Below are 24,436 nucleotides of genomic sequence, written 5' to 3' on the forward strand. Positions count from 1 at the left end.
CTGCAATTGGTTATAAACTCTATTTTTCAATTCCTTTTCTGGAGCAAAGCCCCCGGTCGTACGGGTGCTTCACTTTACGGATTTCTGAAACATAATCAGCCAGGTCCATTAAGTTCTGGCTGGGATTCTGCCCGGTCAGTATGACTTCCAGCTTCTCCGGTTTATGCTTCAGATAATCAGCAAGGAGCTCTTCGTCAAATAATCCTGCTTTGATCGTGTAAATGAGCTCATCAAAGAACACCACATCAAAGTTTTCATTTTCTATCATCTCCGTGAGCATTTTAAACTGATTTTCGTAGAAGTTTTTCCGTTCTTTTTTCTCATCTTCACTCATCTGAAAGCTGAATTTTTCACCCTCAAGTCCGTCAACAAACGTGATGTTGGGGACATTTTCAAGAATATTCCGCTCACTGGTGGAATTATTCTTCATAAACTGATAGATCAATACTTTATATCCGCATCCGGCTGCACGTGTGGAAAGCCCCATTCCGGTGGTTGTTTTTCCTTTGCCGTCCCCGCAGTAGATGTGGATGCATCCTGTCTGCTTTTCCATAATAGATTCCTTTCTAAAACAATTTCAACTGCTTTTAAAGAAAGTATATCAGGCTTAAAGCTCATTGACAAGTTCTCTGCCGTTTGCAAATGCAGCGGCATTTTCCAACGTGACGGAAGCGATGGCCTCCATCGCCTCGCGCGTGAAAAAGCCCATATGTGAAGTGATCAGGACATTTGGAAAAGCAGCCAGCCGGATCAGGTTCTCATCGTTAATGATATCGTTGGAACGGTCTTCATAAAATACCCCGTCTTCTTCCTCGTATACATCCAGACCGACGCCTGCAAACTTTTTGTCAGCGAGTCCCTCGATCAGTGCAGCGGTATCGATCAATGCCCCCCTTGATGTGTTGATGAGATAAACGCCGTCCTTCATCTGGGAAATAGCCTGCTGATTGATCAGATAATGTGTATCGTCAGTCAGCGGACAGTGAAGGGAGATGATATCCGACTGGGCAAAAAGAGCGTCTCTGTCGGTATAGGTGACGTCCAGAGAGGGATTGGGATAAGGGTCGTATGCCAGAACATTCATTCCAAACCCCTTACAGATCCGTATCATGGACTGCCCGATCTTCCCGGTTCCGATGATGCCTGCCGTCCGGCCAAACAGAGTCTGCCCCATCAGACCATTGATACTCATGTTAAAATCACGTGTCCGTGTGTATGCCCTGTGCGTATAGCGGTTTACCGTCAGCAGCATGGCCATTGCGTATTCCGCCACTGCATCCGGGGAATAGCTCGGAACGCGGAGTACATGAATACGGCCGCGTGCAGCATCGAGGTCGACATGGTTATAACCGGCGCTGCGCAGCAGGATTGCCTTAACACCGAGTCTGCACAACTGATCAATCATTCCGGCAGTGACGGCATCGTTGACAAAAATGCAGATGGCTTCGCAGCCTGATGCCAACGGAATGGAAGATTCTTTCAGTGGACTTTCCAGAAAATGAATCTTAATATCATATTGATGTGACATGGGCTCAAACCAGAGCCTGTCATAGGGCTTTGTACTATAAAATGCAATATTCATAATGTCCTCCAGATCTTTTTACTATGATTATGCGGAGAATACACCAGGAATATTCAGATTAGCAGATACAAGTAAAAAATGCGGAAACAGACATTATTATGTGCTACTTATGAGGCTGCAAATTATGATACAGTAAAAACATACAATATATGAAAGGAAATCAATGAAAAAACCGGCATAAGACACAAAAACGAATGTCAGCGCATAAGCCTGCGGAAAATCTTGGGTGAACAGCCCACTTTATCCGAAAAAATATTGATAAAGCTGCCGCTGCTTCCATATCCCACTTCATATGCGATCTCTGTGATTGTCTTTGAGGTTCTTATCAAAAGAATTTTAGCCTTGTCCATCCTCGAATTGATAACATAATCCATTGGAGAGTATCCGGTCTCATCTTTAAAACGATGGGAAAAATAGTAGATACTCAGGTTAGAAAGATCTGCAAGCTCCTGCAGCGTTATTTTTTTTCCAACATTATCGCGGATATAACGGATCGCTATATGTACGGGGCTTTCCTCGGACGGTGTACTGTAATCATCGAGATCGTTCAGCATCTGCAGAAGCCTGTAAATGCGCATGGAAGTGGCAAACATGTTCTCGATACCTCCGTTTTCGTAAAAATAGACAGTATTATAGAGGAAATTACCGATGAGCAGATTGTTTTTTGAACGGATCAGCGGCCCGCGCACGGAGAGAATGTGTTCCACGATTTCGTGAGAATTGGAGCCGTCAAAATGTATAAACGTGAATTCCAGTCCGTTCTCAGCCTGATAGTAATGAGGATTGGAACAGTCGATCAAAACAACATCGCCTTTTTGTGCATCAAATTTTTGCCCCATGTGCTCGACATGCATGATGCCCTCCCGGATATACATGACAAGCAGCGGCGGATAATAGTCGCGTTTCATCATGTAACGTGAGGTGGAGTAGTAATGTCCGCACCATGTCATGTAGAAATAGAGCTGCTCCGCCAGAGCCGAGGGGGTAAAAGAAAAACAAATAGAATGGTCCAGAATTCCGGGATCGACACTTTTCATAAAATTCTCCTTCGTTTAAAAAATTAAAATAAATAGTTAATATTATAATAAAACAACGGTTTTGGGTTGATTTGTTGTGCAAATCGTAACATAAATTTTACAAAAAAGCAAGATAGATGAATGGCATAGCAAATTCGCACATTGGTTTTCCTATGTATTTAGACTATAATACCAAACATGAACAAAACATGAACGGATTGTTTAGGAATAATGACGATACATGGCAGGAATTTACAGGGAGTTCATAAAAAGTTGTTTATTATGGACTTAAAAATAGATGTTATTGCAATTAGGACAAAATCCTGAAAAAACAGGATAAATCAACTTTTTCGTTTTTGGTGTGCTCTAAACGCGGAATGCGTACTATAGAGAAATTTTAAGGAAGTGGGAGGTTATGTGTAATGGAGTCTCAAAGCAACAAGAATTTTCTGGCCACTCTGAAGAAACAGGGTATAGTGTTTGCGATGATTCTGGTCTATGTGGTATTCGCGGTAATATCCAAGCAGTTTCGTACGCCTGACAACTTTGTCCTGATTTTCAGGCAGGTGGCCACCATCGCCGTTATGGGTGCAGGTATGACATTCGTCATCATCGGAGGTAACTTCGACCTGTCCGTCGGCTCCCTGCTGTCACTGTGCAGTGTCATCTGTATTGACCTGCATGACAAGATTGGGCCGATCCCGGCGATCCTGGTGACGCTGGTTGTCGGAATGGCATCCGGAGTTGTTACCGGATATCTGTGCGGGTATCTCAGGCTGAATTCCATGATCGTTACTCTGGGTATGATGAACGTACTGCAGGCGCTGGCGATGATGTATACGAACGGTCAGTTTGTTCAGATGGCTGACAGCAATGCCTGGTTTACCAAGATCGGAAAGGGAAGCATCGGTCCGGTTCCGATTTCCACCATCATCATGGCGCTGTTTATCATCATCATGGGTATCGTGCTGACAAAGACCGTATACGGCCATCATGTGATGTCAGTCGGGGGAAATGATGAAGCGTGCCGTTACAGCGGAATCAATGATAAGCTGGTGATCCTGAAATCATTTGTACTGTCCGGACTTGCGACGGCTGTCGGAGCGATCATGCTGTGTTCACGCGGAGCGGCGGCACAGGCTACGATCGGTGAAACTTATGAATTTGATGTTATCTCGGGCGTCATCCTTGGAGGTGCATCCTTAAGCGGAGGAAGCGGAAGTGTCTATAAGACGTTTGTCGGTGTCATGATCCTTGGTATCTTGAAGAATGGATTTGTCATCGTGGGTCTTCCTTATTATCTGCAGTGGGTCGCACAGTGTGTTGTAATTCTGATCGCCGTATATATGGATATCATGACAAAAAGAAAGAAGGGTGTGTAAATGAGCTGGGGAAACATTAAAAAATTTCTGTCTAAGAACACGATCATACCAATCTGGATTGTATTTTTAGTATTTGCAGTCATCTTCGTACCTGGTTTCCTGAACGTGAACAACCTGTTCAACGTCTTTAACCAGAACGCCATGAAGGGGATCCTGGCGATTGGTATGACATTTGTTATCATCAACAGTTACTTTGATATGTCAACGTGTACGTTGGTTGCTCTGGCAGCATCTCTTGCCTGCGGACTGGAAGCGAGCATCGGAATGATCCCGGGAATCATAGTTGCACTTCTGGTAGGATGTCTGGTTGGCTGCATCAACGGTTTTCTGGTAGCGTATGCGAGAATCAATGCATTCGTGGTTACACTGGCGATGATGCTTGGCTGCCGCGGTTTCGGATACATATACCATGCCGAACAGTCCCTGATCCCGAACCATACGGATGCAGGGTGGGCATTCATTGATTTCGGTGCCGGAAAGATCGGACCGTTATCCTATATCAGCATTATCTTTATCGTACTGCTGCTTCTGGCGCACTACGTGCTGAAATATACGACACATGGACGTAATACATACGCAGTAGGCGGAAACGAGAACTCTGCATTTAATGCAGGCATCAATTACAAACGGACAACTTTTATCAACTTTGTAATCTGCGGATTCACAGGCGCACTGGGAGGTGTCCTGTATGCGGCATTTGCAGGATCGTCTACCCCGACACTGGGATGGCCGGATATGCACATGCTGGTAATCGCAGGCGTTGTACTCGGCGGATGTAAGCTGACAGGCGGTGTGGGAAACATCTGGTATACCTTAGGCGGTATCATGCTGCTGGGTGTGATCAACAATATGATGAACCTTCTGAACGTGCAGACATACGTGAACAGGCTGGTAACGGGTCTGATCATGATCGGCGTACTGTACCTGGATAAGGTCATGATGCATAAGAAAACTAAAAAAGCAAATCTGGAATAGCTTTGTAACCTAACAGTATTATCATGCGAGAGCATTTTAATAAAATATCATTTCAAGAAACAGGAGGAAGAGAAATGAAGAAAAAATTATTAGCAGTAATCAGCGCAGCGTTGGTAGCATCTATGCTCCTGACCGGATGCGGCGGCGGAAGCAAAGATTCAGCAGCAACAAATGATGCGGCAGCAACTGATGACGCATCCAAGGAGGACGCAGCAGCAGATGATGCATCCAAAGACGACGCAGCAGCTTCAGGCGATGCAAGCAATGCAAAAATCGGTATGGTTGTAAACAACTCCGGACAGGATCCATACCAGACTTCTTACTATGACACCATGAATTCCTATGCGAAAGAAAAAGGCGTTGACCTTCAGATCCTTGACCCGAAAGGTGATGCCACAACACAGGCTAACCAGATTCAGGACCTGATCAACATGAAATGCGATGTTATCATCGTATGGCCGGTAAACGGTGAGACAGCTGTTGCCTCTGTAAGAGCGATCAACAAAGCAGGTATCCCATGTCTGACAGCAAACACAAACGTTGCTGAATCCGGTGAAGAATTTATTAAATGCTACGTTGGACCTTCAAACGTAGAAGAAGGCAAGCAGTCTGCACAGGCTATGGTTGAGGCTCTTGGAAATGACGCTAAGATCGTTGAGATCGCAGGACCTGCAGGATACACAACATCTCTGGAACGTTCCCAGGGTCTGCAGGAAGGTATCGAAGGAACCAACATCCAGGTACTTGACAGCCAGACAGGTGAAGGTAACCGTGAAAAATGCCAGCAGGTAATGGAAAACTACCTTGTAAAATATGGCAAGGGTGAGCTTGATGCAGTCTTCACATTCGACGATAATGCGGCATTCGGTGCATGGAATGCAATCGAAGCAGCAGGACGTCAGGATGATGTTAAGATCTTTGCAGCGGCAGCTGGAAGCTATGAAACGGTACAGTACGTAAAAGACGGAAAAATCCAGGCTACTGCTATGCAGTCACCGCATTTTGATGCAAAAGCAGCACTTGATATGGCTGTGAAGCTGGCAGCAGGCGAAGAACCGGCAGAATTCTACAACTACATTGAAACACCGGTAGCAACACCGGATAACGTAGATTCTCTCGGACTGGAAGAATGGTAGAATTGGCCACTTTCTAAATTGCAGTAAAAGCTAATAATTACTTTGCGGAGCCGCGTATGCGGCTCCGGCAAAGAGATATTCATTTTGAATGTAAAACCGGAGGAAATGTAAATGAGCAATGAATATGTTCTTGAAATGAAAGATATCAGTAAAACTTTTCCCGGTGTTAAGGCATTGGATCATGCTCATTTGAATCTGAAATACGGTGAGGTACTGGCACTGTGCGGTGAAAACGGTGCGGGAAAGTCAACTCTGATGAAAGTGCTTTCCGGAGTTTACCACGCTGATGAGGGTTCGGGTGAGATCATTTACCAGGGGAAACCCGTTCGCTACAATAGTCCTATTGAGGCGAAAAATGATGGAGTTGTCTTAATTTTCCAGGAATTATCCTTAGTAATGGATTTAACAGTAGCAGAGAATCTGTATCTGGGCAGTCTGCCGAAAAAAGGCGGCAGGATTGACTGGAAGAAGATGAATGCGGATGCACAGAAGGTTCTGGATGAACTGGAGTGCCCGGCAAAACCGACGGATACGATTTCAGCACTGCCGATTGCACAGCAGCAGATGGTCGAGATCGCCCGCGGTATCGCACTGGGTGCAAAGATCCTCGTGCTGGATGAGCCTACGTCTTCACTTACAGAAAAAGAAAAGAATTCTCTGTTTAAGATTGTCAACAAACTGAAAACTCAGGGTGTTGGTATGGTATATATCAGCCACAAAATGGACGAGATCTTCGAGATCAGCGACCGTGTGCTGGTCATGAGAGATGGTAAACCGACCGGTGAATTTGTGACCAAAGACATCGAGCTGGACGACATCGTAAACAGTATGATCGGCCGTTCTCTGGACAATTACTACTATAAATGTAAATGGAACCCGAAGGAAGAAGTTCTGCGGGTAGAGAACCTGTCCCTGAAGGGATACTTTAAAGATATCTCATTTAACGTTCATGCGGGTGAGGTTGTGGGATTCTACGGCCTGGTAGGCGCCGGACGTACAGAGATCATGGAGACGATCTTCGGTATCCGCAAGGCGGATTCAGGAAAGATCTTTCTGGAAGGCAAGGAGCAGAAGATCCGTTCCAGTGTGGATGCGGTTAAGGCAAAGATCGGATTCGTTACGGAGAACCGTAAGGAACAGGGTCTTGTATTGGAGCAGTCCTGCCGTGACAACATGGCACTGGCGAAACTGCCGATGATCTCAAAAGCCGGTTTTGTGGATATGAAGGCGTCGTATGAGATTTATAAGGAATACCATGATAAACTTCAGATCAGCTCTCCGAGCCCTGAGCAGCCGGTTGGAAATCTTTCCGGTGGTAATCAGCAGAAAGTTGTCCTTGGAAAATGGATGACAATCGGACCGAAACTGTTGATTCTGGATGAGCCGACGCGTGGAATCGATGTCGGATCCAAATCAGAGATTTACAGACTGATTGCAGAGCTGGCGGAAAAAGAGGGACTGGCGGTAATCATCATTTCCTCGGAAATGCCGGAGGTCATGGGTATCAGCAACCGTGTTCTTACAATCGCACAGGGTAATCTGACAGGGGAACTCGTGGGCGATGAGATCACAGAGGAAACACTGATGAGAGCGATTCTTATCACGGATTCTACACAACAGGCATAACTTTCCACTGGATATAAATATATAAAAAGCGATCATTTGCCGTTTCTGCAGGGAAGCATAACGGTTTATGACCGCTTTTTTGCTGCAAAGCAAGAAACCGTAAAAGCAGCTATTATCAGAGTAATACGAAAAACATATAATTAGCAAAAAACAAGTTATAATCGTGAGATTAAAGGAGATATTGTGAAAAGCAAGATTCGTGCATGATTTGGCAAGACATAGTATTTTAACGGGGTAAATTATGGAGTACAATAACATCAGATTCAAGGAAGGACTAAGAGCAAATTCCTTGAAATGAGAATGAGAATTACATAAAAGGCAGAGAGGAAATTAAAGGAGGAAAAGCAAGATGATTACATCAAAAGAGAGAGAGATTATCCGCGAGCTGGCAAAACAGGTAAAAGATGCTTCCCAGAGACCGGAGATGAAAACAAGAGAAGAACTGTGGTATAACCACAATGAACTGAAAACGACAGATCCTGTTATCGCAGTATTCCCGGAAATGTCCTGGAGAGAGATCATCACACCGGAATCCCTTCAGTGTGAATGTGACGAAGCGAGAGAGATGGAATGGTTCCTGCGTGCAAAGCTGTTCCGTGCCAATGTGATCGACGATGACGTGCCGGTTCATGATATCTGGGAAGTGAGAAAGATTATCACAGATACAGGCTGGGATAAACTTAATCCAAATCACAAGAATGCAGCATTTGCCAACGTAAGTTTCCGTGACAACTGCCTCGGTGACGTGCCGCTGGCATGGAGAAACGACTTTAATTTCGACGCAGGTGCAAAACACTTTGAGCCGATCCTTGACGAGCCGGATCAGCTGTCAAGGCTTGGCACACCGGAAGTCATATATCATGAAAAAGAGACGATGGAAAAACTGAAACTGCATCAGGATGTACTTGGAGATATCCTGGACGTACGTCTCGTAGGCCTGAAATTCCTGTACATCGCAATGATGGAAACTTATTCTGACTTCCGTGGTCTTGAGCAGGTTATGTACGATATCTACGAAGAACCAGAGATGCTGCATGAAGCCATGGCAATCATGGAAGAAGGATACAACGGACTTCTGGATCAGTATCTGGAGCAGGGACTGCTTACCTGTAACGGAAACCAGGCATACAGCGGATCCGGCGGACAGACATATACACATGAGATTCCAAACGATGATAGTGTATGTACAGATCTGAAAAACTTCTTCGGCATGACGGAATCTCAGGAATTCACCATGGTTGGACCGGAGCAGCACTGGGAGTTTGTACAGAAACACGAGAAGAAAGTCGCAGACAGATTCGGACTGACAGCTTATGGGTGCTGCGAGCCGATCGAAGATAAACTGCAGTATATCAAACAGTTTGAATGCCTGAGAAGAATCTCTGTATCTCCATGGGCAGACATTCAGAAGTGTTCTGACAGAATGGGCAAGGATTACGTATACTCCTGGAAACCAAACCCATCGTACTACCTGAACAACTATATGCCGGACAAAACAGAGTTCATGGAAGGCTATGTAAAGAACATGCTCAACGTTACAAAAGACAAGAACTGTGTAGAGATCGTACTGAAAGATACACATACCTGCCAGAACGATCCGATGAGATTCAATGCGTGGGTGAAAGATGTACGCAGATGGATTAAAGAGACACGCTAATACTTACTGAAACTCTTCTAATTATAAAGGGCCGCTGCTTTTGCAGCGGTCCATCCTCATGTCTGCGTAAAAGCAATATTCATTAACTTTTTGACAAAGTCGAATATTGAAAGGTTGGATAAAAAGGAATATTATAAGAAACGACTTAGAACAAGTTATATAAACTCTTTTTTGATGTTGACCCGCCTCCTACAGCGGGTCTTCTCCTTTTTTTAGGCTTAATTCATTAACTTACGATATTGTCTGGGTGAACAGCCAGTTTTTTCCGTAAAGGCACTGGTAAAGCTGGCACCGTGTGCATAGCCCAGTGCATAAGCAATTTCCTTAATAGATTTGTCAGTTGTGACAAGCAATATTTTTGCCTGGCTGATTCTGAGGTTCAGGATATAGTTGACGGGAGACAGGCCCGTCTCTTTTTTAAAAAGACGGGAATAATAATAAGTACTTAAATGGGCGATCCCGGACAGCTCCTTCAGCGTCAGCTGGTCTGAAATATGTGTGTGAATGTACTGAAGTGTCTTTTGGATGGGATTGCTTTCTTCAGAACTGTTTTCTTTTGGCACCATGAGAAGCTGAATAAATTTGTATACGCGCATGGAAGTATCCATAGGGTTTTCATAACCGTTATTTTTATAATAAGAAATAGTATCGATCATGAGACTGCGAATCAATATATTATTTTGCGAGCGTATCAGAGGTCCGTATTTATTCAAAAGATATTGACACAGTTCATGAGAATTCAGTCCGTCGAAATGAATATAATAGAATTCCAGCTCATCGTGCGCCGAATAGCAGTGTTCTTCCCGGCAGTCCAGCAGGACAACATCACCCGCCTGGGCGTTGAACTCACAGTTGCGAAATCTGATATGAAACAAGCCCGATTCTACATAGATCAACAGGCAGTACGGGTAGGATTTCCGCTGATAAAGATATTCATGAGTACAGAAAAAATGTCCACACCATGTCATATAATAAAACATATCGCACTCCTGTCCGTCCAGCGTAGGCGGTGCAAAGAAAAATCTCGAGGATTTTGGGAGCACGCCGGGTTCCCTGGGATTTGTCAGTATACTCATAATTTCCTCCGATCTGTAAAGTATCGTTTTTTTTAGAATAGCATAGCGGCAGGGAAAAGGCAATATCGCCTAAATTCAGGGCAAACAAAAGGATGGAGTATATTGATTATATGGGATATACTGTCATCAGCGACAGGCAAACAAACGATATTTTGGGAGGAAATGTTTAATGACAGACATACGAATTACGGCAGAAGAAAGAGACGTTATACGGGAATTGGCAAGGCAGGTACACGATGCAGCCTCTCGTCCGGAAATGGAAAAAAAGAGGGAACTCTGGTTTGCCCATAACGATCTGAAGACGACAGATCCGGTAATTGCGGTATTCCCGGAGATGTCCTGGTGGGAAATCATACGGCCCGAATCCCTGCAGTGCAAAAGTGATGAGGCCAGAGAGATCGAATGGCTGCTGCGTGCCAGACTGTTCCGCGCAAATGTGATCGGGGATGATATTCCGGTTGAGAATATCTGGGAAGTGCAAAAATTAATCTCGGATACAGGTTGGGATAAACAGAATCCAAATCATAAAAACTCAGCGTTTGGAAACGCGAGTTATGTGGATAACTGTCTGGGAAGTGTACCGCTGGCGTGGAAAAATGATTTTGATTTCGAAGCAAGAGGGATGCATTTTGAACCGGTGATCGAGGAACCCGATCAGCTTTCAAGACTGGGCGCTCCGGAAGTCATATACCATGAGAAAGAAACTATGGAAAAACTGAGGCTGCATCAGGATTTGCTGGGAGATATTCTGGATGTACAGCTGGTCGGAAAAAAATTTCTCTATTTTGCCATGATGGAGACATATTCTGATTTCCGCGGTCTGGAACAGGTTATGTATGATGTCTATGAAGAACCGGAAATGCTGCATGAGGCGATGGCCATCATGGAGGAGGGCTATCACAAACTGCTGGATCAGTACCTCGGGATGGGACTTCTGACAACCAATGGGAATCAGGCGTATAATGGGTCCGGCGGTATGAGTTATACACATGATCTGCCAAATGAAAACAAAGTCTGCACCGACCTGAAAGATTTCTGGGGTTTTACCGAGTCTCAGGAGTTTACCATGGTGGGACCGGAGCAGCACTGGGAATTTGTACAGAAACATGAAAAAAGTGTCGCGGATCGTTTTGGCCTGACATCCTACGGGTGCTGTGAACCTGTGGAGGACAAGCTGAAATATGTGCTCACATTTGACTGTATCAGGAGGATTTCCGTATCTCCGTGGGCGGATATTGAAAAGTGTGCTGAGAGAATCGGGAAAAAGACTGTGTATTCATGGAAGCCAAATCCATCCTATTACCTGAACAATTATAAACCGGATGATACGGAGTTTATGGAAGGCTACATTAAGAATATGCTGAATCATACAAAGAATAACTGTGCCGAGATTGTACTGAAAGATACCCATACCTGTCAGCACGATCCGATGAGATTCAACGCGTGGGTGAAAGATGTCCGCAGATGGATTGACGAAACACGCTAAAAACAAGTTGTAAGAACCCTTTATTTAATTTACCCGCTTCCTACAGCGGGTCTCCTCCTTTTTCAGGGGTTTTGTTCATTAATTTACAATACTGTCTGGGTGAGCAGCCAGTTTTCACTGTCTATCAACCAAATGTAAGGAGTGTTCAAATATGAAAGTAGCGATGCCAACCAGTTATCCGGAACCAAAAACATATGATTACAATTGTGTCCACGCGGATCTTCGGACTGCCACGCCGCACGCCGTCATCCATTATACGACGGATGGCTCAGAACCGACAAAAAACAGCCCCGTTTATCGACGGGAGGAGGGATTGATCTCCCTGCCGGGTGGAAGTGACCGGGATAAAACTGTAAGAACGGAAACGGTAATCCGTGCCTTTGCCATTCGGGATGGATGGGAGGACAGTGAGAAAGTGAGTTTTCACTACTGCATCGAGCTGCCGCCCCGTACACAATACCGTTATCGGGTGATGCTGCAAAGAGAGGGACAGCCGACGCTGATCCGCATCATGGATTTTGACCGGGACAAGATGTATTTCGTGCTGGGACAGGAACGGGGACTGCTGATCGATCTTGGCAATGATCCGGATGGGGATTTAAAGGGATTTGCAGATTTGCTGGCGGGGGGGCTGCCCTGGGATGCCATCGTGCTTCATGGACACCCGGACCATGTTCAGCAGGGAAGGAAAATGACAGAAGCGGGTGTTAAAATATACCTGAACGCAAGAGATCATGATCTGGTCAGGTCGTTTGGATTTGATCCGGGAGCGTTCGCCGATGTTGATGAGGGGGATGTGTTCGAGCTGGGCGGACGCCGGCTGAAGACGTATGCCATGCCGGGACACACCCCCGGTTCACTGCTGCTGGTTAATGAGGAGACGGGGGATATTTTTTCATCAGATGCGTTTGGATGCAATATCGAACTGGCACCGGGCTCCGGATGGCTGCAGTTTGAAAACCCGGAGAGTGCGATGGACCGGTATCTGTCGGCGCTGCAGGCATTCCGCTGCAAGATTGCCCATTGCCCCAATGGACGGCTGTATAATGGACATGACGATCATGTGCTGGATGCCGGGCTTTATCTTGATAATCTGGAACGTGCGGTTCAGCGTGCGGTAGATGAAGGGGAACAGGGCCTCAGACCGACGCTGCGGCCCGCAGCAGTTTCTTTTGGCTCAACAAAAATTACGATAGAGGGTGAATTCTGTGTAGACCTGCATTATGCTGCCCTGAATCTGGGGCTATTATTTACGGATGGGTTAAATGAAAAAAATAATGCGCTGCTTAGTTACGTACATTTTCCGGATGCGAGGTGTCAGCCGCCGTTTGATCCTTATATCACAGAATATACCCTGTCAGGTGTCAGGGAGAGCATCACGTTTTGTCCGATCACATCCTCGACAAAAAGTAAGCTTTATGTTGAGAAAAGGGCAGTAAATTCAAAGGCAGAAGTTTCACTGTCTGTCGTAGGAAAACAGGACTTTTGTATGACAGTGACCGCGCCGGATGGCAGGACATCGAGAGAATATCAGTTTTATATTTTATGATGGCTCAAAATACAAATTTTCCAAATCAACAGTTAGAATAAGAATATCAAAACAACAATTAAGTTGCGGGAGGATGATATCTTATCTGCGAAGAGGAGGGAAAGATATGTATTGTAAAAAATGCGGCACACCAATCACAGGAGATCATTGTTTTTGCACAAATTGCGGTACAAGAGCAGGAGCTGAAACGGGAATCAAAGAGAAGCTGGGCATGGGGACGATTAGCCCCGGCAGGCGTTCGGTCATGATTTTGGCGGCAATCTTATTGATCGTGGGAATTGCATTCTTTGCGACCAGAAGCCGTGGTATTGTGGGAAAATGGCAGCTGACAGACATAGAATTTACCGAAGAAGCCAGGGAAATGATTGAAGAACAGTGGAATCAAATGAGCCAGGATGAGCGGGAAAGCGTGGAAGCAGAGCTGGATGGCCGGGACGTCATTGAATATTTCACAGACGTTATAAGGGAAGAAAAAGGTGTAGACCTTTTCAGCACGACGATGGAGTTTCGCAAGGACGGCAGCTACTATACAAATGCAGATGGGGTGAGTGCGGCGGGAAGCTGGAGTTATGATAACTCAGTGCTCACGATCACGTATGATGGACAGACAGCATCTGTAACCGCCATATTAAAAGGAAATAAGCTGAAGGTGGCGGAGTCAGAATCGGGAATGTCTGCCTATGCGGTGTTTAAACGCGTGTGATAAAAAAGTAAGGAGGTGCGCAGGTTTATGTATTTTTGGTTTAGTGTAGATACTTATGCAGAAAGAGTGAATGTATGCTTCTTAAACGAGGAAGATTATATTGTCGGAAGGTTTATCAATTTAGAGAGACCTGCATCCATGATCAAAATTGCAGAGGAATTGAAAAAAGTTATCGATAAGGAAAACGAGGAATACGTACTTGAAAAAGACTACTCAAGATTGTTCGCTGATGATATCGTTACAAGAATTACCATCTGTATGCCCAACTTATGTGAAAAGAAGAGTTACCGTACGAAAGCGGTGTATGAGGTTTTTAACGAGTATAACAAAAAATACCAGCAGGTATTTGGCTCACCGAAATCAAAACGATAAGACCAATGTCATAACCCGGACAATAAAAAGTGCGCATACAATATACATTACCGGGTGGATCTTTTTTACTTGTCCGGTACAGAGCTTTATGATAAACCACGCGAGCATGGCGAACATAATACCCGTGGCAACGGAATAGGTGAGCGGCATGAGCAAAAATGCCAGATAACCGCCGACCGCGTCGGCGACATCGCTGTCGAAATCCATCTTCCGAATGGATGATGCCATAAAAAATCCTACCATGATCAGCGCAGGAGCCGTCGCAAAAGAAGGGATCGCCAGAAAAACAGGGGACAGGAACAGGGCGGCGATAAACAAAATACCGGAGGTCAGGGCCGTCAGGCCGGTTCTGCCTCCCTCAGCGACACCGGAGCTGGACTCTACAAAGCTGGTGATCGTGGAGGTGCCCATAATGGAGCCGGCAACTGTTCCGATCGCGTCGGAAGTCAATACGCGCCCTGCTTTAGGCAGGTTTCCGTCTTTATCCAGCAGGTTTGCCTTGTCGGCTACGCCGATTGCGGTACCGATGGTATCAAACATATCCACGAACAGAAAGGAGAATAAGATGACAATAAACTGTGAAAGGTGCTTGGCAGCCCAGGGGAAGTTGAATTTAAAAAAAGTAGGGGCGATAGACGGAGGTATCAGAGAAGCAGCTGTAAATGAGGGGATCAGTGAGGGCTGATCTGCAGTGACCGCATACCAGCCGGACAGCTGGGCGAGAATCCCCAGACCCCAGGTGATCAGAATGCCCCACAGGATGGAAGCCTTTACATGAAAATGGTTCATGACGGCGATGATCAGAACACCTGCCAGACATAATACCATCTGGGGACTGGAAATATCGCCAAGGCTCACAAGAGTTGCTTCATTTGCCACGACGACCCCCGAACTTTTTAAACCGATAAGCGCAATAAACAACCCAATACCCGCGGTAATACCGTATTTCAGATTGGCTGAAACAGAGTTCGCAATCGTTTCACGCAGCTTAAAGAAGGATAGCAGGATGAAAATAATTCCTTCGATGAACACTGCGGTAAGGGCGATGCGCCAGGGATCTTCGATTCCCTTAAGGTCCTGTAAGCAGACCGTATAGGTGAAGTATGCATTCAGCCCCATGCTGGCAGACAGTACCAGGGGGTAATTGGCCCATAATGCCATAATGCAGGTTGCCAGAGCAGAGGCGAGGGCGGTTGCCGTAAAGACCGCTCCGGCATCCATCCCGGAAGCGCCCAGAAGGTTGGGATTGACAGCGAGGATATATGCCATGGTCAGAAAGGTGGTGATACCTGCTGTGATTTCAGTGCGGACGGTAGTATTATGTTCCTTCAGTTTAAAAAGTTTTTCCATGCGTGTTCTTCTCCGATAGCGTTTAGATATAATCAAAGTATCGGAAAACAGCCACATTTCTATTCATATTCGTGAAAATAAAACTGATTTTTCCCGCAGCTCTTGGCCTTATACATTGCAGTATCCGCCGCTTTGTACAACGCTTCATAGGAGGAGCCGCAGACAGGGCAGCCGGCAATGCCGACGCTGATTGATATCTGCGAGATACCGTTAAGTTTAAGCTCAGAAAAACGCTGGATGATCAGTTCCCCTTTCATACAGGCAATGTCCTGATTGTCGGTATCCCCCATAAAGGCAATGAATTCGTCTCCGCCGACTCTTCCCACGGGATCATATTCCCTGAAAGTGCGGCGAAGGAGAACGCCGGCTTCTTTTAGAATCTGATCGCCGGTATCATGCCCATAGGTATCATTGATGTATTTAAAATTATCAATATCCATCATAAACAAAAAGCCGGTTTTTTTCTCAGAGAGTTCCCTGCCGATGGATGAGCGGATGCCTTCCAGATTCAGCAGACCCGTCAACGGGTCTGTTTTTGTCTGTCTAAGGAGTTTCAGCTCTTTGGTTTTCCTTCCGCTGATATTTGACAGCTTGCCCATGAGTTTTACGACGATACCCTCAGTTGCCACCGGCTGCACCTGGCATTCATACCATAACCATTGTTTATCCTTTTGCAGAAGCCGGATTTCCAGTGACTGCGGGCTGGTATTATGCAGGCAGGATCTCATCATTTTCTTAAGGGGCTGACTGTCTTCAAAATGGAGTATCTCAAACTCGTGATCCAAAAAGTGTTCAAACGTGGTCTGTTCGAGATCCAGCATTTGGGTGGCGTTGGGCGTCAGCTCTATAAGATCGGATTTTACATCGTATTCAAACAATATTGTATCGGTAAAGTTAGACAACGCTGCATAACGGGCTTCTTCAAGCTGAATTTTCTGCTGCTGCCGGATGATGACCCGGAAAACCAAGACTGCGATAAGGATTGTTAATAGGATTACTGCCAGGCTGACAGCTACGGTACTTTTAAGAATTTTGTGAAGCACCGCGTCAACCGCGCTGGTTTTGGTTATCTGCACCAGATTCCAGTCATTATATCCCAAAGAGACACTGGAACAAAAATAGTTCGTATGATCTAATTTGAACTTTACAGTGGTATTGTGATCCTCTTTAAGTGCAGGACGAAGGAGGTCGACAGACTTGTCAGACACATTATTTTTCTTCAGGGTTTCCAGAAGATTTGTGCCCATCCAGTTTTCATCGTGGTTGCTGAAAAGGATATAACCGTCGGAATCAACGATACATTGTACTGAGTTTTTATAGAAAGAAGAGGTCGGTATCGGTGTCAGCAGCATGTCGGCACTGACGGTGCAGCGCAGCATGCCGACGGTCTGTCCGCTGCGTTGTACCGGCTGTCCAAATGCAAAAAAATAATCATTCAGCCGTGTAGAGTAATGTATTGATGAGATGACGCTCTCGCCGGCCATCAGTTTTTCGTAAATCTCCATATCTTCAGCAGGGGCCGCGGGGCGCGTGACCATGTCATAGCATTCTTCAGCGGTAACGTACTGTATGGAGTATTCATAAGACTCACAGAGATTCTCCAGGTAATCGGAAGCCCATTTTCCTTCCGGATTGACGGAAGAAGTACTCAGTACCTGTGCGGCCGCGCTCATACGCCCCTGCAGGCCGGCCAACAGGGTGCTGACATACTGGCTCTGATTGAGTGCGTAGGCAGTCAGGTTTTCAGTTTCCATATGTTCAAACTGCATGTTCAGACTCTGCTGATAGACAGCAAAAAGAATGCCGACTGAAAGTATAAAGATCAGTGTGCATAGGATACTGAGACGCAGTTTGAGTTTTGGTGAGGAATTTCTCGATTTCATATCGGAATGCCCTTTTTCAACAATTAAGAATATTCATCTGTAGTCTCCTGCTTTTCAGGCTGAGGTATTGGATTTTATGTCACAACGTAAGTTGTTATAAGTATATTACGGCTGGAAAAATAAGTCAATCCGGGAGAAAGGGAAAATAAAAGGAGGCGGAAAGTCCGCCTCCTTAATATCTTATGTATCTTAATTAACCGAAATATCTTTTTAACAGGCCTTCAAATGCCTTTCCGTGACGAGCCTCGTCTCTTGCCATCTCATGAACCGTATCATGGATTGCATCCAGATTAGCAGCTTTTGCACGTTTTGCAAGATCGAATTTTCCTGCAGTAGCGCCGTTTTCGGCTGCAACTCTCATCTCCAGGTTCTTCTTTGTGCTGTCTGTTACGACTTCGCCGAGTAATTCTGCAAATTTTGCCGCATGCTCTGCCTCTTCATAAGCAGCTTTTTCCCAGTAGAGGCCGATTTCCGGATAGCCTTCTCTGTGAGCAACTCTTGCCATTGCGAGATACATACCTACCTCTGAACATTCACCGTTGAAGTTTGCCCTTAAATCCTCGATGATATCTTCGCTTACGCCCTGCGCTACGCCTACAACATGTTCAGCTGCCCATGACATTCCTTCGGACTGCTCTGTAAATTTGTCAGCCGGTACACCACACTGCGGACATTTTTCCGGTGCTGCATCTCCCTCATGAACATAACCACATACACTGCATACGAATTTTTTCATTGTTTGTTTCTCCTTTTCTTTTTTTGATTTATTTGTTATTAGTTATCTTAATTGATAATAGTAATTATTACTATTTTAGATTACCACATCTTTCTGTTGATGTCAATAGTGTTTTTTGGGATTTTTTTCCTTGATTATAACATATCATTTGGTGATGCGGAACAATTTTCACAGAGGCCATAGAAATGTGCGATATAGTTATCGATACTTCCGTTAAAATTCTTTGATGCCGCTTCCTTGATGTAATCGATATTTTCCATATCCAGATCTATAACACTGTGACATCTGGTGCAAATGAAATGATGATGCGGTTTTACATTGCCATCATAGCGGTCGGCCCCGTCTCCCGTTGTAATTTTCATGATTTCACCGATACTCTCGAGCAAAGCCAGATTTCTGTAAACTGTGCCGAGACTGATATTCGGATAAATCTGGCGGATATTCTCGTATACAGTATCCGCGTTGGGATGATCCTTACGGGAAGCCAAAAATTCCTTGATGGATTCGCGCTGGCGACTGTATTTTAAAGCTCCCATGCACCCTCCTTTCAATAATGATAATGATTACTATTACAGTATAGCATATTTTTCCTGAATGTCAACAGGTTTTTAAATTTTTCGTGGAAATGTGTTATTTACAAAACCGCTTCCTTGTGCTAGTGTATAGATAAGAAATAATACTGATACAAACACCGTGACGAAGAGAGTACCATAGACATCGGTTTTACAGAGAGATCCGGATGCTGAGAGGGATCAACAGATACTTTGGGAAGATGGCTTCTGAGAGGCGCACCGAACAGTGCATTGCACTGCAAGGCTGCGACAGGATTCGCCTGTTACAGCGAGCGGGTATAGTTGTACCCAGAGAGGTTCATACTGTGAGGTATGGACGAACGGAAGTGGTAACACGGGTGATACGGCTCGTCTTCTTTTTTGAAGACGAGTCTTTTTTGTTACGCAGGAAATTGCGCGGGAGCGCAATCTCATTTATTTCATTCAAATGAAAGTCAGGAGGAAGAAAATGGACAGCAAAAAATATTATATGACAACAGCAATTGCCTATACCTCAGGTAAACCGCATATCGGAAATACCTACGAGATCGTATTGGCGGACAGTATTGCAAGGTTTAAGAGACAGCAGGGATATGACGTGTTTTTTCAGACGGGAACGGATGAACATGGGCAGAAGATTGAACTGAAGGCGGAAGAGGCCGGTATCACACCGAAGGAGTTCGTAGATAATGTGGCGGGAGAGATTCGAAGGATCTGGGATCTGATGAATACTTCTTATGATAAATTTATCAGAACGACGGATAAGGAACACGAGGCTCAGGTTCAGAAAATCTTTAAGAAGCTTTATGATCAGGGGGATATCTATAAGGGATATTATGAAGGAATGTACTGTACACCGTGTGAATCTTTTTTCACGGAATCCCAGCTGGTGGATGGAAAATGCCCGGACTGCGGGCGTGAGGTGACACCGGCGAAGGAAGAGGCATATTTCTTTAAGATGAGCAAATACGCGGATCGTCTGATCGAACATATCAATACACATCCGGAATTTATACAGCCGGTATCCAGGAAGAATGAGATGATGAACAATTTCCTGCTTCCGGGGCTGCAGGATCTGTGTGTTTCCAGGACCTCATTCAGCTGGGGCATCCCGGTGAGCTTTGATCCGAAGCATGTGACTTATGTGTGGCTGGATGCGCTGACGAACTATATTACGGGTATCGGCTATGACTGTGATGGAAACAGTTCGGAACTGTTTGACAGTAACTGGCCGGCAGACCTGCATCTGATCGGGAAAGATATCATCCGCTTCCATACGATTTACTGGCCCATTTTTCTGATGGCACTGGACCTCCCGCTGCCGAAACAGATTTTCGGACATCCGTGGCTGCTGCAGGGAGACGGGAAGATGAGCAAGTCAAAAGGGAACGTGCTGTATGCGGATGAGCTGGTTGAATTTTTCGGTGTTGACGCGGTGCGCTATTTCGTACTGCATGAGATGCCGTTTGAAAATGATGGCGTGATCACCTGGGAGCTGATGGTTGAGCGGATGAATTCTGAACTTGCCAATACCCTGGGTAACCTGGTAAACCGTACGATCTCCATGTCAAACAAGTATTTTGGAGGCGTTGTGACGAACACCCGGGTAAATGAACCGGTGGATGATGAGCTGAAAGCCGTTGTACAGGCAACAAGAGATAAAGTGGCGAATAAGATGGAAGAACTCCGTGTCGCAGATTCTATGACAGAGATTTTCAGCCTGTTTAAGCGCTGCAACAAATATATTGATGAAACCATGCCGTGGGCGCTCGCAAAAGATGAGAGCAAAAAAGACCGTCTTGCTGCGGTTCTTTACAATCTGGTAGAGAGCATCTGCATCGGGACGTCACTGCTGGAATCCTACATGCCGGAGACCGCAGAGAAGATCTTTGGACAGCTGAATGCAGGCAGAAGGTCTTATGATGAACTGAACCGGTTTGGCTTATATCCCTCCGGCGGCAAAGTTACAGAAAAACCGGAGATTTTGTTTGCCCGCCTTGATATAAAAGAAGTCCTGGAAAAAGTAGAGGCAAAGCAGGCAGCACAGGCTCAGAGTGAGGAGCCGGAGGGCACGTTTATCGATATTGAGCCGAAAGCGGAGATCTCTTATGATGACTTTATGAAAATGCAGTTTCAGGTAGGTGAGATCATCGCGTGTGAGGAAGTTCCGAAGTCGAGAAAACTTCTGTGCTCTCAGGTGAGGATCGGCAGCAGGGTGCGTCAGATCGTGTCCGGTATTAAAGCGGACTATAAACCGGAAGATATGGTTGGAAAGAAGGTCATGGTTCTGGTGAACCTGAAACCGGCAAAACTGGCAGGCGTGATGTCAGAAGGGATGATCCTCTGTGCGGAAGATGAAGACGGAAAGCTGTCTCTTATGGTGCCTGAGAAGGATATGCCGGCGGGGGCACGGATCAGTTAATGACGAAGGAGCCGGCTATGATATTTGAGAGTCATGCGCATTATGATGATGAGGCGTTTGATGAGGACAGAGAAGAACTGCTTGGTGCGATGAGGGCGCATGGGGTTGAATACATCATCAATTCATCGGCCAGTGTCCGCGGACTTCATGGAACCGTGAAGCTGATGGAACAGTATCCGTTTATCTATGGGGCGGTGGGTCTGCATCCGGATGAGGTCGGTGATATGACGGCTGATCTGATGGAAGAGATCCGTGAGCTGTGCCGCCATGAAAAGACGGCTGCAGTCGGGGAGATCGGCCTTGACTACTACTGGGATAAGGAGAGGCATGAACTTCAGAAAAAGTGGTTTGAAGCTCAGATGGAACTTGCCAGGGAGGAAAAGCTGCCGTTCATTGTACACAGCCGTGACGCTGCCGCGGATACGCTGGATATGGTCAAAGCTCTGCACGGCGGGGACATCGGAGGCGTCATCCACTGTTTTTCCTATTCAAAAGAGACCGCACGGGAATATCTGGATATGGGTCTTTATCTCGGTATTGGAGGGGTGATTACATTTAAAAATGCCAGGAAGCTGAAAGAGGTGGTGGAATATGCCCCGCTTGCGTCACTGCTCCTTGAGACGGACTGCCCGTATCTGGCGCCTGCTCCGTATCGGGGAAAACGAAACCACTCGCTATATCTGACTTATGTCGCGCAGGCGATCGCAGAGCTGAAGAATGTATCTTATGAAGAGGTGGTGGCTGCAACCAATGAGAACGCAAAGACACTTTTTACCAGAGTAAAATGAGAAACCGGGAGGATATCGGGAAATTGACACCGTATCCTCCCGGTTTGTGCGTGATGGATCATTTTAACAGGCAGGAATCCGTTCGGAAACATTGACAGTTTCTATACCGATTGGTATAATTAATGTCAGGGAAAATCCGAAAGGAAGTTGCTTATGGATAATAGAGAAAATATTTTACAGTGTGCGCTTGCCCTTTTTTACATGAAGGGATACGATGCGGTGGGGGTTCAGGAAATTGTGGATACCGCCGGCATAACGAAACCCACACTGTATTATTATTTTGGAAGTAAAAGGGGCCTGCTGGAAAATGTATTAAAGGTTTACTGCGATGTTCTGAATAAAAATCTGGATGAAGCGGTTCAGTTCCAGGGTAAGATTCCGGATCTTCTGTTTCATGTGGCGAAGGCATATTTTGACTTTGCCGTGAGATACCGGAAATGTTATCTGCTGATGCTGGCGCTGTTTTATTCTGGAAGGGAAAACGAGGGATTTAAGACTGTCTATCCGCTGATACAGGATTATTATAACAGGATTGTCTGCATTTTCGATGAAGCGTCAGGACAGCTGGGCAATATGAACGGGAGACAGCAGCAGTTTGCTGTCGGGTTCATAGGGATCATGGATCACTATCTGATGATGCGCCAACAGGAATTCGGGGAAGACGAGATGATGGAGATTACAGACGAACAGATCCGAAGCATCGTTCATCAGTTTATGTATGGTATTTATTCTTAGAGCAGAAAATAAAGAAGGAAAAAGGGGTAGTAAATTATGGGAAAATGGTATGAAGAAGCGGTGTTCTATCATATGTATCCGATCGGTATGACAGGAGCGCCAAGGGAGAATACACAGGAAGGGGTGGTGCACCGGTTTGAACAGCTGCATCCGTGGCTCGAACATGTGCATCATCTGGGGTGTACGGCCATCTATATCGGACCGCTGTTTGAATCGACGTCTCACGGGTATGATACAAGGGACTATAAGCTGGTTGACCGAAGGCTCGGTGATAATGAGGACTTCAGGGCATTTGTGGGGGATGCTCACAGACGCGGGATCAAGGTGGTTGTGGACGGAGTGTTCAACCACACGGGAAGAGAATTCTTTGCGTTTCAGGATATTCAGAAAAACCGGGAGAATTCTCCATACTGCAGCTGGTATAAGGGGATCTGGTTCGGAGGGAATAACCCTTATAATGACGGATTTTCTTATGAGGCATGGAGGAACTGTTTTGAACTTGTGAATCTGAATCTTCAGGAAGAAGCTGTGCGCGAGTATCTGCTGGAGGTGATTCGGTTTTGGATCACGGAATTTGATATCGACGGTATACGCCTGGACTGTGCGGACTGCCTGGACTTCTATTTCATGGAAGAGATGAGACGGCGGACTTCCGAGTGGAAGGAAGACTTCTGGCTCATGGGTGAGGTGATTCACGGCGATTACTCGCGCTACATCGGCGGCGGTGAGAACATGCTGCACAGCGTTACAAACTATGAGCTTCACAAAGGCCTGTATTCCGGTCACAACGATCACAATTATTTTGAGATCGCGCATACGATCCGGCGTGAGTTTGACGCAAACGGGGGAATATACCGAGGGCTGAAGCTGTATTCCTTTGTGGACAATCATGATGTGGACCGTATTGCCAGCAAACTGCAGGTGTTCTCGCATTGTTTTCCGGTGTATACACTGCTCTATATGCTGCCCGGCATTCCTTCTGTCTATTATGGCTCGGAATGGGGGATCAGCGGACGCAAGGAAGGACCGAATGACGACTATCTGAGGCCAGCCGTTGATCTGCAGGAGGTTCTGGATGATAACCCGCATCCGGAGCTGATGGAATGGATTGTGAAACTCGGGGAAATCAGAGGAACCCATCCTGTTTCCGTATATGGAGAATACAGGGAACTGTTTCTGACAAACAGGCAGTTTGCATTTGCGAGGACTACAGAGGAAGAGGCGGTTGTTGTCGCGGTGAACAATGATGAAGTTCCCGCTGAGATACAGGTGCCCGCGCCACTGCCTGAGAAAGCGTATATCAATGCCGTTTCCGGTGAAATCTGTCCGGTGGAGAACGGCCGTCTGGCTGTTCGGCTGGAAGAAAGCGGAGCCGTTATTTTATACACATCCGCCAGGGAAGGAGAATAGG

Annotated in this window: 21 protein-coding genes and 1 other annotated feature; of the genes, 13 read left to right on the plus strand and 8 right to left on the minus strand. The window is 45.9% G+C overall.

The annotated features are described in order from the left end of the window. Positions 1 to 19: 19 nt before the first annotated feature. The 3 genes from NQ502_RS09400 to NQ502_RS09410 all read right to left on the minus strand — a co-directional run bounded on the left by NQ502_RS09400 (position 20) and on the right by NQ502_RS09410 (position 2,619). Positions 20 to 553 carry a cob(I)yrinic acid a,c-diamide adenosyltransferase gene (locus NQ502_RS09400; protein ID WP_044983009.1) on the minus strand — a complete coding sequence of 178 codons (534 nt, stop codon included), beginning with the start codon at positions 551 to 553 and terminating at the stop codon, positions 20 to 22. A 54-nt stretch (positions 554 to 607) separates the two neighbouring features. After that, entirely contained in the window at positions 608 to 1,582 is a 975-nt protein-coding gene (locus NQ502_RS09405; protein ID WP_028527697.1) for a 2-hydroxyacid dehydrogenase, read from the minus strand. A gap of 197 nt (positions 1,583 to 1,779) precedes the next feature. Then, the gene (locus NQ502_RS09410) at positions 1,780 to 2,619 is read right to left on the minus strand and encodes a helix-turn-helix transcriptional regulator (RefSeq protein WP_028527698.1); all 840 of its coding nucleotides are present in this window, start codon (positions 2,617 to 2,619) and stop codon (positions 1,780 to 1,782) included. A gap of 401 nt (positions 2,620 to 3,020) precedes the next feature. Here NQ502_RS09410 and NQ502_RS09415 point away from each other — a divergent pair, with 401 nt between their 5' ends. From NQ502_RS09415 to NQ502_RS09435, 5 genes are all read left to right on the plus strand, one after another. Further along, on the plus strand, positions 3,021 to 3,980 hold the full coding sequence (locus NQ502_RS09415; RefSeq protein ID WP_028527699.1) for an ABC transporter permease: 960 nt from the start codon (positions 3,021 to 3,023) through the stop codon (positions 3,978 to 3,980). Continuing rightward, on the plus strand, positions 3,981 to 4,955 hold the full coding sequence (locus tag NQ502_RS09420; RefSeq protein WP_044983010.1) for an ABC transporter permease: 975 nt from the start codon (positions 3,981 to 3,983) through the stop codon (positions 4,953 to 4,955). A gap of 74 nt (positions 4,956 to 5,029) precedes the next feature. Further along, positions 5,030 to 6,091 carry a sugar ABC transporter substrate-binding protein gene (locus tag NQ502_RS09425; RefSeq protein WP_049898044.1) on the plus strand — a complete coding sequence of 354 codons (1,062 nt, stop codon included), beginning with the start codon at positions 5,030 to 5,032 and terminating at the stop codon, positions 6,089 to 6,091. 111 nt (positions 6,092 to 6,202) lie between these two features. Then, positions 6,203 to 7,717: a sugar ABC transporter ATP-binding protein gene (locus tag NQ502_RS09430; RefSeq protein ID WP_028527700.1), complete on the plus strand. Its 1,515-nt coding sequence runs from the start codon at positions 6,203 to 6,205 to the stop codon at positions 7,715 to 7,717. Positions 7,718 to 8,066: 349 nt separating this feature from the next. Continuing rightward, positions 8,067 to 9,374, plus strand: a complete 1,308-nt coding sequence (locus tag NQ502_RS09435) for a hypothetical protein (protein ID WP_044983011.1) — start codon at positions 8,067 to 8,069, stop codon at positions 9,372 to 9,374. Between the two features lie 218 nt (positions 9,375 to 9,592). On the opposite strand, the gene NQ502_RS09440 is transcribed toward NQ502_RS09435, so the two are convergent. After that, on the minus strand, positions 9,593 to 10,450 hold the full coding sequence (locus tag NQ502_RS09440) for an AraC family transcriptional regulator (RefSeq protein WP_028527701.1): 858 nt from the start codon (positions 10,448 to 10,450) through the stop codon (positions 9,593 to 9,595). A gap of 169 nt (positions 10,451 to 10,619) precedes the next feature. Between NQ502_RS09440 and NQ502_RS09445 the strand changes: the two genes are divergently transcribed. The 4 genes from NQ502_RS09445 (at position 10,620) to NQ502_RS09460 (ending at position 14,560) form a co-directional block, all read left to right on the plus strand. Continuing rightward, complete coding sequence (locus NQ502_RS09445; RefSeq protein ID WP_044983012.1) at positions 10,620 to 11,936, plus strand: hypothetical protein; 1,317 nt, start codon at positions 10,620 to 10,622, stop codon at positions 11,934 to 11,936. Between the two features lie 151 nt (positions 11,937 to 12,087). Beyond that, positions 12,088 to 13,485, plus strand: a complete 1,398-nt coding sequence (locus tag NQ502_RS09450; RefSeq protein ID WP_028527702.1) for a chitobiase/beta-hexosaminidase C-terminal domain-containing protein — start codon at positions 12,088 to 12,090, stop codon at positions 13,483 to 13,485. A gap of 106 nt (positions 13,486 to 13,591) precedes the next feature. After that, positions 13,592 to 14,188 (plus strand): lipocalin-like domain-containing protein, encoded by a 597-nt coding sequence (locus NQ502_RS09455; protein ID WP_028527703.1) that lies wholly within the window; start codon positions 13,592 to 13,594, stop codon positions 14,186 to 14,188. A gap of 27 nt (positions 14,189 to 14,215) precedes the next feature. Continuing rightward, the gene (locus NQ502_RS09460; RefSeq protein ID WP_028527704.1) at positions 14,216 to 14,560 is read left to right on the plus strand and encodes a hypothetical protein; all 345 of its coding nucleotides are present in this window, start codon (positions 14,216 to 14,218) and stop codon (positions 14,558 to 14,560) included. Here NQ502_RS09460 and NQ502_RS09465 read toward each other — a convergent pair. From NQ502_RS09465 to NQ502_RS09480, 4 genes are all read right to left on the minus strand, one after another. Further along, on the minus strand, positions 14,549 to 15,910 hold the full coding sequence (locus tag NQ502_RS09465) for an NCS2 family permease (protein WP_028527705.1): 1,362 nt from the start codon (positions 15,908 to 15,910) through the stop codon (positions 14,549 to 14,551). The two genes, NQ502_RS09460 and NQ502_RS09465, sit on opposite strands and share 12 nt — an antisense overlap. Positions 15,911 to 15,969: 59 nt before the next feature. After that, positions 15,970 to 17,793: a sensor domain-containing diguanylate cyclase gene (locus NQ502_RS09470; protein ID WP_028527706.1), complete on the minus strand. Its 1,824-nt coding sequence runs from the start codon at positions 17,791 to 17,793 to the stop codon at positions 15,970 to 15,972. A 193-nt stretch (positions 17,794 to 17,986) separates the two neighbouring features. Next, complete coding sequence (locus tag NQ502_RS09475) at positions 17,987 to 18,529, minus strand: NADH peroxidase (RefSeq protein WP_028527707.1); 543 nt, start codon at positions 18,527 to 18,529, stop codon at positions 17,987 to 17,989. A gap of 134 nt (positions 18,530 to 18,663) precedes the next feature. Continuing rightward, positions 18,664 to 19,065 carry a Fur family transcriptional regulator gene (locus NQ502_RS09480; RefSeq protein WP_028527708.1) on the minus strand — a complete coding sequence of 134 codons (402 nt, stop codon included), beginning with the start codon at positions 19,063 to 19,065 and terminating at the stop codon, positions 18,664 to 18,666. 148 nt (positions 19,066 to 19,213) lie between these two features. Further along, positions 19,214 to 19,460: a binding site (T-box leader), on the plus strand. A gap of 68 nt (positions 19,461 to 19,528) precedes the next feature. Between NQ502_RS09480 and metG the strand changes: the two genes are divergently transcribed. The 4 genes from metG (at position 19,529) to NQ502_RS09500 (ending at position 24,435) form a co-directional block, all read left to right on the plus strand. Next, positions 19,529 to 21,502: a methionine--tRNA ligase gene (gene metG, locus NQ502_RS09485; RefSeq protein WP_083963154.1), complete on the plus strand. Its 1,974-nt coding sequence runs from the start codon at positions 19,529 to 19,531 to the stop codon at positions 21,500 to 21,502. Between the two features lie 17 nt (positions 21,503 to 21,519). Next, complete coding sequence (locus tag NQ502_RS09490) at positions 21,520 to 22,290, plus strand: TatD family hydrolase (RefSeq protein ID WP_028527710.1); 771 nt, start codon at positions 21,520 to 21,522, stop codon at positions 22,288 to 22,290. 153 nt (positions 22,291 to 22,443) lie between these two features. Next, positions 22,444 to 23,025, plus strand: a complete 582-nt coding sequence (locus NQ502_RS09495) for a TetR/AcrR family transcriptional regulator (protein WP_028527711.1) — start codon at positions 22,444 to 22,446, stop codon at positions 23,023 to 23,025. 36 nt (positions 23,026 to 23,061) lie between these two features. Next, entirely contained in the window at positions 23,062 to 24,435 is a 1,374-nt protein-coding gene (locus tag NQ502_RS09500; protein WP_028527712.1) for an alpha-amylase family glycosyl hydrolase, read from the plus strand. Position 24,436 lies beyond the last annotated feature (1 nt).

It is taken from the genome of Ruminococcus gauvreauii (assembly GCF_025151995.1).
Lineage (GTDB): Bacteria > Bacillota > Clostridia > Lachnospirales > Lachnospiraceae > Ruminococcus_G > Ruminococcus_G gauvreauii.